Source organism: Candidatus Micrarchaeota archaeon (assembly GCA_028866575.1).
Lineage (GTDB): Archaea > Micrarchaeota > Micrarchaeia > Micrarchaeales > Micrarchaeaceae > UBA12276.
Window position 1 is genome coordinate 39,738 of record JAGWHU010000003.1, and the last position, 15,941, is coordinate 55,678.

At 48.4% G+C, this 15,941-nt stretch carries 13 protein-coding genes and 1 tRNA gene; 8 read left to right on the plus strand and 6 right to left on the minus strand.

Features of this window, described 5'->3' with window-relative positions; translation table 11 throughout:
- Positions 1-43 precede the first annotated feature (43 nt).
- The 4 genes from KGI06_02305 to KGI06_02320 all read left to right on the plus strand — a co-directional run bounded on the left by KGI06_02305 (position 44) and on the right by KGI06_02320 (position 6,439).
- Complete coding sequence (locus KGI06_02305; GenBank protein ID MDE1871050.1) at positions 44-3,022, plus strand: S-layer protein; 2,979 nt, start codon at positions 44-46, stop codon at positions 3,020-3,022.
- A gap of 174 nt (positions 3,023-3,196) precedes the next feature.
- Positions 3,197-5,272, plus strand: coding sequence for a hypothetical protein (locus tag KGI06_02310; protein ID MDE1871051.1), 2,076 nt, complete (start codon positions 3,197-3,199; stop codon positions 5,270-5,272).
- A gap of 44 nt (positions 5,273-5,316) precedes the next feature.
- Complete coding sequence (locus KGI06_02315; GenBank protein ID MDE1871052.1) at positions 5,317-5,913, plus strand: hypothetical protein; 597 nt, start codon at positions 5,317-5,319, stop codon at positions 5,911-5,913.
- Between the two features lie 4 nt (positions 5,914-5,917).
- Positions 5,918-6,439 (plus strand): adenine phosphoribosyltransferase, encoded by a 522-nt coding sequence (locus KGI06_02320; protein ID MDE1871053.1) that lies wholly within the window; start codon positions 5,918-5,920, stop codon positions 6,437-6,439.
- A gap of 5 nt (positions 6,440-6,444) precedes the next feature.
- Here the strand turns inward: KGI06_02320 and prf1 are convergent, their stop codons facing one another.
- Entirely contained in the window at positions 6,445-7,647 is a 1,203-nt protein-coding gene (prf1, locus tag KGI06_02325; protein ID MDE1871054.1) for a peptide chain release factor aRF-1, read from the minus strand.
- Between the two features lie 11 nt (positions 7,648-7,658).
- Positions 7,659-8,957, minus strand: coding sequence for a serine--tRNA ligase (gene serS, locus KGI06_02330; GenBank protein ID MDE1871055.1), 1,299 nt, complete (start codon positions 8,955-8,957; stop codon positions 7,659-7,661).
- A gap of 108 nt (positions 8,958-9,065) precedes the next feature.
- On the opposite strand from serS, the gene KGI06_02335 reads away from it, so the two are divergent.
- Both KGI06_02335 and KGI06_02340 read left to right on the plus strand, forming a co-directional pair.
- A tRNA-Leu gene (locus tag KGI06_02335) sits at positions 9,066-9,151 on the plus strand.
- Positions 9,152-9,238: 87 nt separating this feature from the next.
- Positions 9,239-9,868, plus strand: coding sequence for a site-specific integrase (locus KGI06_02340; protein ID MDE1871056.1), 630 nt, complete (start codon positions 9,239-9,241; stop codon positions 9,866-9,868).
- Positions 9,869-9,997: 129 nt separating this feature from the next.
- Here KGI06_02340 and KGI06_02345 read toward each other — a convergent pair whose 3' ends face one another.
- Together KGI06_02345 and KGI06_02350 are read right to left on the minus strand one after the other, a co-directional pair.
- A complete protein-coding gene (locus tag KGI06_02345; protein ID MDE1871057.1) occupies positions 9,998-10,330 on the minus strand; it encodes a hypothetical protein in 333 nt (110 codons plus the stop codon).
- On the minus strand, positions 10,327-10,587 hold the full coding sequence (locus KGI06_02350; GenBank protein MDE1871058.1) for a hypothetical protein: 261 nt from the start codon (positions 10,585-10,587) through the stop codon (positions 10,327-10,329). Before KGI06_02350 ends, KGI06_02345 begins: the two co-directional genes overlap by 4 nt.
- 923 nt (positions 10,588-11,510) lie before the next feature.
- Between KGI06_02350 and KGI06_02355 the strand changes: the two genes are divergently transcribed.
- On the plus strand, positions 11,511-12,047 hold the full coding sequence (locus KGI06_02355) for a hypothetical protein (GenBank protein MDE1871059.1): 537 nt from the start codon (positions 11,511-11,513) through the stop codon (positions 12,045-12,047).
- Positions 12,048-12,310: 263 nt separating this feature from the next.
- On the opposite strand, the gene KGI06_02360 is transcribed toward KGI06_02355, so the two are convergent.
- On the minus strand, positions 12,311-14,197 hold the full coding sequence (locus KGI06_02360; GenBank protein ID MDE1871060.1) for a hypothetical protein: 1,887 nt from the start codon (positions 14,195-14,197) through the stop codon (positions 12,311-12,313).
- 80 nt (positions 14,198-14,277) lie between these two features.
- On the opposite strand from KGI06_02360, the gene KGI06_02365 reads away from it, so the two are divergent.
- Complete coding sequence (locus KGI06_02365; GenBank protein ID MDE1871061.1) at positions 14,278-14,793, plus strand: NUDIX hydrolase; 516 nt, start codon at positions 14,278-14,280, stop codon at positions 14,791-14,793.
- Between the two features lies 1 nt (position 14,794).
- On the opposite strand, the gene KGI06_02370 is transcribed toward KGI06_02365, so the two are convergent.
- A complete protein-coding gene (locus tag KGI06_02370; GenBank protein MDE1871062.1) occupies positions 14,795-15,871 on the minus strand; it encodes a polyprenyl synthetase family protein in 1,077 nt (358 codons plus the stop codon).
- Positions 15,872-15,941 lie beyond the last annotated feature (70 nt).

Below are 15,941 nucleotides of genomic sequence, written 5' to 3' on the forward strand. Positions count from 1 at the left end.
TACTTTACAGTGGACTATATTTCACAACGTTTAAAGTGAGAACATGAAGACTCTAAATGCAAAGAGAATCGCAGCTGTCGTAGCAGGTGCGGCTTTACTAGGAGTAGGTCTTGCGTTCGCAGGATCAATAACATTCCAGAATGTACCGATAATAAGCAATAGTGGACAACCGGTTGTACAGGTCGTAATAGGTTCATCCGCAAAGCCCGCTGACGGGGTAACTGCGGCAAACATTGCTGCGGCAATCGGAAACCTTGCATACACAAGTGTTCCAGTAACCGCAACGGTAAACCAGACACAGGCAAACAAGGTATTGAGCGTATCAGTATCCTCTTCGTCATATTCGCTGTCAAACCAGCAGGTATGGCTGAACGAGAGCGGATCCGTAAGCGCAGCTGCAGGGACTTACCTGTTCAGCGCATTGATAGGATCAGTACTGAACGGCGCGGTAATACTAAACTCGCCACAGAACACGAAGCAGTTGCAGGGCAGCGGCCAATACACATACCCGCACTCTACAACAATAGCAATATCCCCAGTTGCGTCACCATATACAACTGCAGGGTTCGTGCCAATATCCACGTCAGTAACGGCAAGCAATAACGGAGGAGGCACAGCGTTCTCCCAGTTCACAAGCGGGAGCAACGACAACATAATGCAGGTGACATCCTCGCAATATTCAGGACTGGCAAGCAACTATGGCGGGAATTCAGAGACAGAATACCTATGGCTTACAGGTTTCCCTGTATTCAACCAAGGTTCTGCCGGATCGCCGGTTAACCAGTTTGAGATAATAGATGCAGGAGGAGCATACCAGGCAACATTCGGAGCACCGATACAGAACTCAACCACAAGCAATGCACCTGGAATAAACGTGCCGATAAGGCTATTGGGCCAGAACTGGACAATACTAAACGCTACAGGTCCGCAGTCCACAATTACTTCAGCCAGCACAGTTGCAGGCGGAAAGTTGTACCTTGCAGCGGCATTGGTACCACTGCAAACATTGTATGTAGGACATAACATAACATCAGGTCCATGGACAGTACAGCTTACAGACTTGGGACAGCCGAACAGCAACGGCGTGAGCCCTGCATCATTGTCTGTTATGTACAATAATGTACTGACAAACACATCCTCGGTAAGCCCAGGAACGACTGCAAAGTTCAACGTGACTGGACACACATTGTACGTAAACGTCAATGCGACATTCGCAGGATTGTATGCATACCAGAAGTGGGCGAAGATGCAATTGTATACAAACGTGTACAAGATACAGAACGGCAAGCAGTTCAACGCCACAACAAACCCAGGTTGGTACGTGAACCTGCTTTGGACAAACACCACTTCATCCACGTCGGCAAGCGCAAAGGCGTTGCAGAGCATAATAATATACAACTCCACGCCGACCACATTGTCTCCGGGACAGAGCTTCAGCTTCATACAGAACCCACAGCTTCACAAGCTGACATTCCTGGGTGACACGCTCGGCTCAAGCAGCTTCGACTCAGTGACATTGGGCACATCATCGACGAGCTCAGTCCAGTACCAGAACAGCGGTACAAACGCAAACAGCATTACGGGCCTGACGATAAAGAACGTGACAGAAGCTGCACAGGAGCTTACTGTAACAAGCCAGATACCTAATGCGTTCAGCTATGTGGGACAGACGGCAAGCAGCGTAGTGTACGACTTGACGCCATACAAGCTTACGGAGCTTGCAAACCAGATAAGCCCTGGAGCGGCATCGCAGGTTGCATCGGCAGGAAACCAGGTGTCAAACAGCTTCGTGACACTTGCATATACTAACGTAAACGCAGCCAACTGGATAACAACCACAAACCCGTTGCTCATAACAGTCTCAGGATTCACGAGCAACACAGCGTCATCCGCGGTAACGCAGACGTTGACGTTCACGGGAGCTTCGTATACACAGCCTCTGCCAACCAACGTATTCAACGTTACTGGAGTACAGATAAACAGGGCACTTCCGGGAGCATTGGCAGTGTCAGTAGGCGCACCGGCAACAGCAGGAGGGGCAGGAGCGACCAACTCTGTAACACTGGCAATATTGCAGAACGTAGGTTCCCCAGGAGTACTGTACACGCAGTCCGGTCAGGTATACCAGTCACTGTCGCTTACAGCGCCAGGAAACGTCATATACAACCAGCAGAACGGGCAGCCGACAAACACATTTGTCCTTGCTGCGCAGACAACGCCAACAGGCCCAGCACTGGGCCAGTACTTCACCTATACGCTTGGTGAACAGGCAGTTCCTTCCAACAGCGCCGCAGTAGACGGCTTCGTGGTTGGAATAGACAACTCAACGGCAGGAATAGCGGCATCGCCACTCTTCCAGTTGAACTATTCAAGCAACGGAGGAAGCGCAACGGCATCAGGTACAAGGAACAACGCCACATACCAGCCATCCAGCCTTGGATCAACATTCAACGTCCAGGCAGGATTCAGGACAGAAAAGGGAAGCAAGCTGGTATCGATAACACCATCGTTGGTGACATTCGGATTGGCAAAGGCGCAGGACTACCTGCAGTTCTCAGTCAGCTCGGTTACATCCAACACGCCGACGAAGAACTACAAGCTGTATGGTCCATACGGGGTAGGACAGGCAACCAACATACCGAACGTTTCGATAGGTCCGGTGAATGCGACGATAAAGGTAAGCGGCGCGAACTTCACCATATCCGGCATAGCAAACCTGACGGCAACACCATCAGTGGCAACGGCTACGCAGCCTGTATTGCTGAAGAACCTTACTACAACACCGCTTGTAGTGCTGGATTCGCAGGCAAGCCCAGGAAGCAACCTGATACTGATAGGAAGCGGTTTCGTAAACACGCTGTCTGGACAGTTGCAGAGCGCATACAACATATCAATGACGCCTACAACGCAGATAACGCAGGCATACGGGACAAACAGGGTGCTGGTAGCTGGATACTACGCGAACCAGACAGCAGCAGCGGGCAACAGCTTCATACAGCAGTTGTACGCACAGGCGCAATAATCTGGTAGCCAGTCAAGGTGAAACCCGAAAGGGTTTCAATTTTTCTTTTTCTTCTTTTATTGTTTTTTGCTTTCCTTGCGGTTATGCTGCACTTCCGAACCGGCACGTTTTACCACGACAAATGTGCGATTTGCTGCAGAGATATTTATAAATCTTGCCATATAATATGTAGTGATGACCTTCAAGAGAATCTCTGTGGTTATTTCCTGCGTTGTCGCAGCGCTGCTCCTTGCGGGCATTAACGCCCAGACGCTCAACAGCTACCTTGCAACCTACATACCTAATGCGACCATAAGCGGCGCATCCTACTTCAACCAGCAGGCAAACGGCAACAACTACGTTGTGATGCAGCTTTCCGGGGCATCCAACAGGTACGTGGTCATAAGCAACGCGAGCGGGACATATTCCCTTGTTACAGACAACAGCACCATACAGTCGGTGCTTACGCCTTTCCTTGTCAACAGGTACTATCCCAGCGCCTCAGCCCTGGCCATACTGAAGTCGGAGATGACAGCCTCGGAAAGCTATTCGCAGGCGAACCTATCCACATGCCTGGTCGAGACGGGGCTGAACAGCCAGAACACGTGCACGCTTGCAAACTCCTGCTTCTCATGCCAGACGGTGCCTGTGTGCAAGAAGGTGCTCAACTCAATAGGAGGGCCCTATACCCCGTTCGGGTTCGGGGTCATGAACTTCGAGTCCAATTACACAAGGCTGAACAGCAGCTACAACAGCTACTTTGCACTGCTTAATTCAGTCAATTCAACCAATGCTGGTACTGTCATATCCGAGCTTTCGGCAATAACCGCCAACATAACCAAAATATCCCAGGTAATGGACCAGAACCCGATATTCCCGCCGCCGTCAGGATCATCATTCAGCACCTGCCCTACCGGCGGAAACCCGCTAAACGCCCCATGGTACTGCGTAGCCGTGGGTTTCTGCGCTGTAATACCATTCAACAGCACAGCTCTCGGCAACGTTAGGACAGACCTGTCGAACATAGAGGCCAGCCTTCCATCAACCATGGGCATACAGAGGATAAGCGCGAATTCATCTGCGATAGCGCAGAACTACATAAACGCAAAGCTACAGGCCACGAACGGCGCAGCTTTCAGCAGCATGATATCCAACTTCACCCCCAGGTTCAACTCCATAATAAACAGCTCGGATAAGCTTCTTCTCGAGTACAACAACGAGACGCTCAACCAGTCCATTCTGGTGCTTAAGAACCAGTTCGCCATAGTGCAGAATGCCGGGATAAACCAGAACATAAGCACGGCAAACAGGACATTGCAATCATACCTGTCAAACACAGTTGCAACCTTCAACAGGGCGAATTCCTCATATAACAGGATATACGGCATAGCGGAAAACAACAGCGACGCGCTGCTTGCGGCGCAGCTCGATTATCAGCAGGTGCCCACGAAGCTAGCCGCCCTTGCAAGCGAGCAGCAGGGCATAAACGCGCAGATAGACTCGGGGATAGGCTCCAACGACGTGTCCAGGATAATGCCTGAACTGCAAACCATAAGGATAGAATCCGCGCTTTACGTGGCACCGCTTACGATCGGCTACATGCTCAAAGTGGCTGATGGGCCGTTCATAAGCGCCATACTCGGGCCATCAGGCGCCACAGTACCTGAAAAGATAGCCACTGCTCCGTTGTATGCGGCTGTCGAGTCATTCATAATAGGCGCATTGGTGATACTTGTAATATTCGTAATAACATACCTTAGGGTCATAAGGAAGGGCAAGCTGAAGGGCAGCAGGAGCAAGAAGATCGCATGGATTGCGGTATTTGCTGTGCTGATAGCGCTGCTTCTTGCGCTCACCTATTCCACCTATGCATACGCGCAGAACGCCAACAGCTTCCTGCCATTCGGCTATTTCATGAACAACCTCAAGGCCAGCGGCAACGCCTACATAGCGCTTAACGGCAGCGCCGCGACGAACACCTCCATAATCGCATGCGCGGACACGATAAAAGGCTACCTCAACGGCACCGGCAAAACGGTGCAGATAGTGAAGCTTACCAACTACTCATGCGTCAGCGGCAGCAACATCTCGTCACTCGGGATAAACTGCTACAGGGTGCTTCTCGACTCCGGGAAACCGATAATATTCATAAGCCAGTCGCAATCAAGCAACATAACCTACAAGGGCCTGTACGGAACGGTGCTTTACGCTAGCGGCAACATAGCTGTAGGAAGCTCATGCACCCTCGGCAAGCTGTTCAAGAACGTATGATTATATAAAACTGAGCACAAAAGTAAGAGTAGAGTGGGGGCATCATGGCAACGCAAACACAGCCAAAGACGAAGTCAGCTACAAAGCCAAGGCCCAAGGCTGCCGCTCCGAGAAGCCAGAGGAAAAACCCGGGGGCAGCAAAGTACATAGTCGCTACAATACTGGTCGTCATAATAATAATTGCCGCCATATTCGCCGATTCGCTGTTTCCGAAGGTGGCAACCCCAAGCAGCAGCTTCACCGTATTCAAGAACAACTTCAACTCAGCCCCAAGGGTCAACATATTCGTAGCCGCATACAATGGCACAGTCCTCAGCAGCACCGTGGGCTGCGCAACCGCAATCATAGAGCAGATAGTCGCAAGCAGGTCGAACCACAGGAACGCTAGCACCATAGACCTCAACATAATCAACCAGACTTCATGCATAAGGACGACAGGACTTGGTACGAAGAACGTAAGCAACTACACGACCACGTCGCTGCAGAACTGCCTCAATACGAGCAGCACGGAGCCCTCAATATACATAAACTACAGCGCCACGAATACGACGATAATAAGGCCAGAATACCTGTACATGTCGGGGGACTCCATGTTCCTCAGCGAATGCGGCCTCGCGTCAGAGATAAGCCAAGGCGGTTAGTCTGATGGACGAGCAGCTCATAAAAAGCAGGATAAGGGACATACCCGATTACCCTAAGAAGGGCATAGTGTTCAGGGACATAACAACGCTACTCAGCGACGGCGCAGCATTCCAGATGTGCATAGACGCGCTTGCGGATTCCGTCAAGGACAAGCGCATAGACTACATAATGGGCATAGAGGCTCGCGGATTCATAATAGCATCTGCGCTTGCCTACAAGACCGGGAAGGGATTCATACCTGCCAGGAAGAAGGGGAAGCTGCCCTGGAAGACCGTCGTAAGGAGCTACGATCTAGAATACGGCAAGGATTCGCTGGAGATGCACGAGGATGCGGTAGGGAAAGGCAGCAGCGTGCTCATAGCGGATGACCTGCTTGCAACCGGCGGCACGGCCAAGGCCGCTGCGGAAATGATCGGCGAAATGGGCGCAAACGTCGCGGCGATCGCGTTCCTGGTCGAGCTGACGGGGCTGAAGGGCCGCGAAAAGCTCTCGGGCTACGAAGTGATATCCCTTGCAAAATACTGAGGCAACTATTTCCTGTATCTCAGCATAGCGGCTATGCCCTTGAATCCTAGAAGCAGCTCGTTCCCGTGCGGGCTGTTCACCGAGACGAAAACGACTTCAATCCCCTTCTTGTCGGCGATCTCTATGAGCTCCTCGACGACGTCCTTCTGGCTCAATATGTCGAGGTTGCCGCCGTCATCGTCGTGCTTCGCGCGCCTGCTGTTCCCCTGCTCTATGGACCTGATTGTATTCCCGCAGCTGGAGCATTTGTACTCCACCTCTGCCAACTCAACGTCCTCGCTCACTATGAGCCTGGAGACGTTGTCGGAATTCAGGGCCTTCCTGACGTTCTCATAGCCGTAAACCGCAAGCCCGTTCCTCGATACCTCGTCAAGGAACCTTTCCATAATCCTCCTCTCCTTGACCGCAGCCTGCTCCGAGAGGAGCTCCTTCGCCTTTTCAAGCAGCTCGTTGATCCCTGTGTGCTCGTCCGTATATCCGGTATCGAATATGCCAAGGACCTTGACCTGGTAGTTCAGGTTCTTGGATTTCACGAAGTTTTCCTTGGTAGGGCCCGGGCCGCCCACCACAAGCCCGCTGAGCTTGTTCTGGTATTTCACGTATACGTCGTTCACCGCATCCGCAACAGTCTTGTAGTAATCGTCTATGCTCTCCTCTATGGCCCTCTCGTACCTGCCCGCCGACTGGCCGCCCTTCCTGACCTTGGCGTGGGCGAACGACCTCGCCCTCTTCTCCAGGTTGAAGTAGGTGCCCTTCAGCACGCCTATAGTCGCGTCCCTGCCGTCCATCACAACAAGCACGTACATCTCCTTTGCCTCCAGCATCGCCTCTAGGGGCTCAAGCAGGAACGTGGAATCGCACCTGTAGATGTTTGCCTTTATCGGCTGCGGCGGATCTATCGAGAAGAGCTCTATGTCCGGCTTTGCCTGCACGCTTGATATGTTGCCCGCAAAAACTGCGAAGCCGTTCTTAGGTGGCTTCTTGTAGAGGCGCAGGTACTGCACCAGCCTGTCTATTGCCCCCTGCACGTTCTGCTTGGTAGTCTTGGACTTTATGTTGCCGGCCTGCCCCCTCTCATCGTTCAGCTTCCCTATCTCGTCGCTAAGGGAGAAATCAGGAGGCACGTATATGCTTATGAGCTCGGTCCCGGAGCCCCTGATCGCCGAAAGCCTTTTCAATTCTTTCTTGACATCGTATTCGTTCTTCAAAAAAGCACCAGCTAGCCTATCCTGCTCTTACCCATATAGGGCACAAGCGCGTCTGGAACTGTTATCGTGCCGTCGCCGTTCAGGTAATTCTCCGTAATCGCAACAATCATCCTCGTAGTGGGTATAAGCGTTGAATTGAGCGTGTGGACGTATCTCCGCTCTCCCCTTTCGTCGTACCTTATGTTGAGCCTTACGCTCTGCCAGTCAGTGCAGTTGGAGCATGATGCGACTTCCCTGTATGCCTTCTGCCCGTACATGTAGGCCTCTATGTCGTTCTTCCTTGCAGCTACAGCGCCTATGCCGCCGGTGCAGAACTCCAATACTCTGTATGGCAGCTTGAGCTTCTGCGATATGCCCTCGGCGTTGGCAAGCAGCTCATCGAAATACCTGCCTGAGTCCTCAGGCTTTGAGAATATGAACTGCTCTATCTTGTAGAAGTTGTGCACCCTGAAGATGCCCTTGGTGTCCTTGCTCCTGGATCCTGCTTCCCTCCTGAAGCACGGGCTTATCCCAAGGTATTTCTTAGGCAGATCCCCAGCATCGAGCACCTGGTTTGCGTGCAGCGCAGCCATCGGATGCTCCGATGTCGCTATCAGGAACAGGTCATCGCCTGTTTTCTCGTAATCCGTTTTCCCAGATGCCTCATTAGGGTCAGATACCCTGTAGAGCAGCTCCTCGAAGTCCCCCAATGCGGCAACGCCCTTGTAGAATTCCTTCCTGAGCATCAATGGGGGTGCAATGAGCGTATAGCCCTTCTTCGTCATTTCGTCAATGCCGAACCTTATGAGCGCCTGCTCAAGCAGCGCTAGGTCCCCCTTCAGGTAGTAGAACCTGGCCCCGCTCACCACAGATGCCTGCTCTATCTCAAGGAGGCCCAGCCTCTCAAGGGCTTCCTGGTGGTTTGCGCCCTTCCTGCTATTGTCTACCTCTCCCCACTTCCTTATCTCAACGTTCTGGTCCTCGCCCTCGCCGTAGGGCACGGCCCTGTCAAGCACGTTGGGCATGTTCCAGAGGAGCTTTTCCATTTCAGCAGAATCCTTGTCGAGGCTCATCTCCATCTCCTCTATCTGCTCCTTCAGGTAGGAAAGCGACTCCACCTTCTCCTTTATCTCCATTCCCTTCTTCTTGAGCTCCGACACCTCTATGCTTGCCCTGTTCCTCTTGGACTGCAGCTCCTGGAGCTGGGTCTTGCATTCCCTCCATTCCCTATCAAGATCCAGCAGTTTCCCTATCGGGTAGTCGCTTTTCCTCCTGTTGAGCGATTCCCTTATCTCCTCCAGGTGGTCCCTCACGTATTTGGTGGTAAGCATCTGAATACCTATTGTTACTAGTTATTCTCGCATAAAAGAATTATAAAGGATGCGCTTATAACGAGAAACAGATACATTTTTAATGTTTGAAAATTAATTAAAACAGATGCAGGGATAGCAAAGCCCGGCCAAATGCGACGGGTTTAGGGCCCGCTCCCTTAGAGGGTTCGAGAGTTCAAATCTCTCTCCCTGCAAATGAAAATTACGACGACAAAACCGAGTTCAGAAATCCAAGGCAGAAATCTTTCAAGAGGAAAGATTTCGAGAAATTTTCGGAGAAAATGAGGCAGGTGTCCATGCTGGTGTCATGGCACCAACTCCAGCAGATGCAATCGGTCCTTCACAAAACGCAAACCAAGAGGTTTGCAGGAAAAAGAAGAACCCCAAAATACGGCTCATTGTCAAAGGCATTTACGGACAGTCAGATAACTCAATTCTTCAGGGTTATAGACAATGACAAGTTTCAACTTATCTTCCAATACCAAGCGCAGCTTGGGCTCAGGATAGGAGAAGCTGTCAGAGTAAATGTAAAAGACATCAACTTCCAGACAAGAGAGCTTACTCTAAGGACGGAAAAAGCAGGTAGAATAGACACATTGCTAATACCTGCTCTGTTATTTAAGGATACTTTAGCCTTCGTAGCGAAGCATGAAGCAGAAATAGGTAAAGCTCTTGGATACATCTTTTTCAGAACCAGAAGCAACAGAACTGAGAATTTTGTGGAGCAAAATTATGTGCGAAACAGGTTCAGATACTATGTAGTAAAGGCTGGTTTGGATCAGACTTACGATTCATCAGAAGAGTCTGTTATAAACAGACGGCCTAGAAGCCTGCACAGGCTTACTACTCATAGCTTAGGCACTACGCAATTACCAGCTTCGCCAAGCAAACAAACGGCAATCTTGTATTGACTATCAGATTTGCGAGGCACTCTAATCCCGATACTACTATGATTTACATAAGCACCAAGAAAGAGGAACTCTATAAAGAGATAGACAATACCTTCTCATTTGAGCGAGCAGAAAATCTAAAAAGAAGGATTAGTACTTGAAACGGCGTTCATATTCTTTATGCGGCAGCCATTCGAGCAATATGGTAATTATGTCTACCTCGCTTCCAGCTATTGAGTACATCAATCGCCACGCTCCCGGAAGATTATATTTCCAGAGGTTGTTTATGCCGTATTTTTGAATGTAGATTTTGGGTATCAATCGCTTAGGTATGTGAATACCACATAACGGGTTCTTTTTCAGGTCGTCTATTGCTCTATTCAGGAATTTGTACAGAGTTGGATCCTCCTTTTCTAGCTTCATAAATGCCTCTTTAAGCTTATCATCGGCAAATTGGACATAGACTGGTCTATTGTCTTTCATCTAACCATCAGGTTCGAGTTCCTATACTTTGCGGCAAGCTCTGGATTCCATATCCATATGACCTTGCTCCCCTTTATTACTATCTTTCCTGAATTCTCGAGGTAGTCTAGTATGACTGTAAAAGTCTGGTACATTGTCTTCCTCGGCAGAGCAAGCCAAAGGCTCCTCTTAGACCTGAATTCACCGTTCTTTTTCAACATTTCCTCTACCATAAGCACGGTGTCCAACCTAGGATAGTGAATCAATTGCTTTTGCATAGTAATATATAGAACTATATAATATATAAACTTATCTATCATTTAGGGTTCAGGTAGAGTAAAACACCCTTTCAGGTAGAGTAAAATGACCTTTGTTTGCCCTATTTTTGGTCGTTTTCCCTCGTAAAACTCCCCATTAGTCGGAAAACACCATATTTTGCCTACTTTTTGAAAAGTTAGGTAGAGTAAGCCGTCGCCCGCCCCAAAAGTCGCCTTCCGGCGACGCTCGGCGGGCTAGGCCTCTCAATCTAAAGCCGTTTTGCCCCCTCCCAACAAAACGGCGTAAAGGTTCCTTGAACTGCTAGGTAGCTAGCTTAAAGCTCTTTGGAGCGTCAGGGAGCCACCTCGTGAGCTTGCTCAAGCAAGCGATAGAGATGTGGCGACCCCAAGGATAGATAGCTATAAAAGAGTATCCAGATTTATACTTTAGGTGTCTAGCTGGAACCCAAAAGGCCATTAGGAATAACTATACTTACCATTGTTTACGCAATTCTAGGAATAGCTACAATTATTGATGTTATATTAAAGGTAACATCCTCTTTGTTTTTGATAAATATAATATCTACTTTAGCTACAGTATTCAGCCCAGTAACAGTGTTAACGATTTTTCTATTAAAATATAGTACAATTGTTAATTTGTTTTTTGTTGTAGCTGGGTTGTTAGAATTAATTGCGTCTTATGGATTATATGCAAGGAAAAAATGGAGTAAATTGCTTGTAGTGATACTTGCAATCATGGTGTTGCTCTACGGTTTATTATTTGTGGGATCAAATATCTCTTCATTGCAGCAGCAACTAAGTAGTTATGGATATAGAGCAATAGAAAGTATCGTGTATGCACTTATAATGAATATAATTCTACCGATTCTTGTAATTTATTACGTTGCTAGAAAAGAGGCCAAAAGTTTTGTTTAGGTGAATTAATGTCGTTTTGGCCTAAAACTGAATTTTCGGCTGACCTAAAAAATGAGCAAGTCAAATACGTGATTTCTAACGCTTTTTACTATTATTTCCATGCTCGGCAAGGAAATCCATTTATGCCTCCAGTTGCAACAGTAAGCTATATTGAATATATACCTTACAACATAATATTTACGGAGAACTCTATCTTCGGAGAACATCTAACTCCAAGTATAAAGTTACATAGCATCCCCTTTGCGCCGCTTTTAGATTCAGAAAACACATTTAATGAGCTAAAGAGTAAGATAAATGATGGGAAGATAACTAAAGGACAAAAAGAAGGTATAAACGGTAAGGTAGATATCGAATTCAAGTATAATAAAATAGAGAGGATTGGATTTAATAATTGGATTTCTGACAAGGACAAATTAACGGATTTCTCAGCTTCATTTGAAATTTTTGTTCCGATTTATAATAACATATTTCTAATTAATAAAAATCTATCTGCAAATTTGGAAAACATAATAAAAGAGGTTGGGCTGGTTACCAAACTAAAATAAACGTTCGAATTTCCTTGAATCCGAACACTCTTTGCTTAAATACCTTAATTGCTATAATTCATAGGTTCAGATACATGGCTTTTGCATTTAGGAAATTTTGCTAAAAGGTGCTTTAAAATGGCTAGGAAAAATGACGACAAACCAGCTAAAATAGCGAATCGAACCCGTAGGGGTTCGAGAGTTCAAATCTCTCTCCCTGCAAACGAAATCACTCGACAAAACGGCAGGCTGCCGGCTGTTGTAAGTTCACCTACATATGCATACTACTTTTCCGATATGGAATCCGAAACGTATACGTATTCCCCGCTGTATACCATTAGCCTTGCGTCCCTTATCCTTGCAGTCGAGTTCGGAGCAGGGAAATACGCCCTTACGGTGTAGTTGCCGCTGCTGCCGTTGAGCGCAATAAGGTTCACGTTGAAAAGGCAGCTTATGTCATTGCCATTGCATTTTGCCGGATTGCCTATTATGCTGTAATTGAACAGCCCCAGAAGGAGGAACCTTTGGCCGCCGTATCCTGCAAACATGATGTGGACATTCCCGGTTGAAAGGTTGGAATAGCTCAACCTGCCAGTATATACTGTTTCGTTCAGGGTTGCATTGTAGCTCAACGACTGGCCTGATACTGCAACATCGAAGCCCTTCACGTAGCTTGCGTGAGAAGAGTAAACGACGATTGCCATCAGTACAGCAAGCGCCAAAATTACCGATGCAGGGAAATATTTCCTCCTATGCAGGTAATTGCACACAAAGCCGTTGCCTTTGCTCCTCTCCTTGACAAGCAAGGTTACGAAGATGAAGGCCACGAAAAACGTATAGTATGAAATGGAGGAGCGCGCAAGGAAGAGGAACGGGACAATGCTGAACAATCCCACGAGCAGCTTGTTGTTTATGTATGCAATCGCGACTATCATCATAAGTACGGCAATCCCGAAAATGGCGGTGTATGCGCTAAGAAGCACGTGGTAATTCACCAGCATAATGAACCCGAAAATGCCGCTTCCGAGCGGCATGATGAGCTTCTGCAGCGGGTTGAATATCCCGTTAAAAAACGCCGCGGGACCCAGCGCTATGAAGTAGCTGTTTACCGCCAGGAAAACCGCCACTGCTCCAATGGTGTCATATGCCCCTTTCCTTATCCCGTAGTTGTTGAGCGTATATACGACAAGCAGTATTACCGGTATCCATATGAGTTCCTGCACGGCCAGGCACAGGCCGAGGAAAAGCCAGGAGTATTTGGTGCCTGTTTTCTTGTACGCTATTATAAGCAAAACGAGCATCAGGTAGGTGATTGCCGAAGCCGTAAAAGAGAAGATCAAAGACAGGAATACCAATACGCCGAACAGCGGCGACTTAAGGTACTTCTTGTCTATAGAAAACGCTATTGTAAAAAGCAGTAATGTGAAAAACACGGCAACCTGGAAAGGCACTATTACGTGCTCCATGTTGTACAGCGTCGGCGAAGCTAGGAAGTAGAACGGCACATAGGAAAACAGATAGAGCGCTGGATAATTGAGAATGCCTATAAGCTCGTTGTTAGTGGTGAACGTGTACCCCATTGAGGAGCTGTTGCGGTATATCTGCTGCGACAGCGAATGCTGGTACGGGTTTATCCCGCTGAGGAGGTAATGTATGTCGCTTATGCTTATGAATACCTCGTCGTCTATTACGAAATACTTTATGAGGATATGGGAGACGAAGTACACGAACACGAGCACTACGACTATGCCGAAGATTGCATATCCGATCCTTGCATGTGTTTTGCCCCTCACGAGGTACGCCCCCAAGAACAGCGGGAATGCAATAATGATTATAAGTATGGCGGTTATTGCTACCGTATAGAGGGCATAGGCATTGTAGGATAAAATCGCCCCGGACACAGGCCCGGAAAGGAGGAACATCGCAAATAGATCCAGTACCGATATAAGGAAGAGCGCATTCAGCAATGCGTCGTGCCTTTTCCTTGTCTTTATTCCCAGAAGGTAAATGAACGCATATGCCACGAATGCAATAGCTGACACCGCGCCGAATGCTGTGCCGTAGGTGTAAAGGAAATTAAGCATGTAGGTGGAATTGACCGTAACGAGGAAAGCAAACGATACGATTATGAAAAATATGTAGTATTTTTGGTTTTTTAGGAGTTTAAGCATCAAACCAGTCTAATATCAAAATCCCGCTAATTTTTATAAGCTGTATGATATAATAAACTTGACACAAAGTTGGTTTTACGATGGGGAAAACACTGCACAAAAACAGGCTGTTCAGCGTTGAGGAAGTGAAGGTAAACCTGCGCAGCAGGGGGAAGTTCACCGAGTATACCGTCAGGCAGAAGGATACCGTAGCCGTTCTACCGATAACAGGGAAAAATGGCGTATTGCTCGAGAGGCAGTTCAGGCCTGCAGCCAACAGGACATTATACGAAATACCTGCAGGGCACGTAGAGGGAATGGAGAAGCCAATCGATACCGCAAGGAGGGAACTGGAAGAAGAAACGGGGTTCAAGGCATCCGGAATGAGGTTTCTGACATATTTTTATCCGTCTCCTGGAATACTAACAAACAGGGAATACCTCTACGTTGCCACCGGGCTTAAGAAAGGAACGCAGTCGCTGGACAAGGACGAGGATATAACGCTCGCGGAAGTGAGCATGGATGCTGCCATAAAGCTGATAAAATCAGGAAAGATAATAGACCTCAAGACCATCGCCGCAGTCCTGTACTATAAGCGCTTTGTCGATAAGAAATAGCTCATATGGACCTGCTTATCAGGAACTCCGCCATCGACTTCAGTACTTTCTTCGCATCAGAATCCGGTATTGCACCGTCAACGTTCTTCCACGCGTCCTTCACAAGCTTTTGCTCCAGGTTTTTTGCATAGTCTATAGCGCCGTATTTCCCGATTATCTCTATGGCCTCGTCTATCAGGGTTCTTTCCGTGGTGTGCATCTTCAGTATTTCTATGAGCCTCTCCCTGTCCCTCTTTTCGGCCTTCTCCAGCGTATATGTAGTTAGAAGGGTTATCTTGCCCTCGGTTATGTCGTCGCCCGTACCCCCCTTGCTCTCCGAAACCCCGCTTTTCACTACGTTAAGCAGGTCGTCCTGCAGCTGGAATGCAACCCCTATCGATGCGCCGAAGTTCCCCAGCGCGCTGATTGTTTTGTCGTCGGCACCCCCGAGCACGGCCCCCAGCTTCGCCGACATGCTGGCCAGCACGCCGGTCTTTGAATAGGCCATCTGCAGGTACTCGCTTTCCGAAACGCTGGTTGGATCCACGAGGAAGTTGTGCCATGCGATGTCGGTTGCCTGTCCTATGGTGACCTTGAGCATCTCCTTCTGGTAGATTTCAAGGAACTTTATCTTGGTGTCCCTGTCAAGCTTGTTGCTGTCAAGGAGCGCGACTATGGGGAAGAAGTACATGAAATCACCCAGGTTGAGCGCCACGTCTACGCCGTACTTCATGTGCACTGCCGGCGATCCCCTCCTCATCTCCGAGCGGTCCTCTATGTCATCGTGTATCAGCGTCGCGTTGTGTATTATCTCAGGTATTATCGAAAACTCCAGATACTCGTTCGAGTCCTTTCCAAGCGTGTCTATGACCGCAAGCATCAGCACCGGCCTCCATCTCTTTCCGCCCAAGTCGAGAAGGTACTTGGCAGGCTCTATCACCGCCTTGTTTATCGCCTTTGGATCGTACTGGTAGCCGCTCCTGCCCAGGAGGGTCTCAAGGTATCTTACGGAAGTCTTGTCCGTAAGGTACTTGTTTATCTTCTTGTCTATCTCCAGCGCGCGGCGCTTTATATACTCAACTACCTGCTCATTGCCCATAAAACCAACATGCGGGTTTTTTACAATAATACATACCTATTTTACCGTTATATTTAAATATTATTAAAAC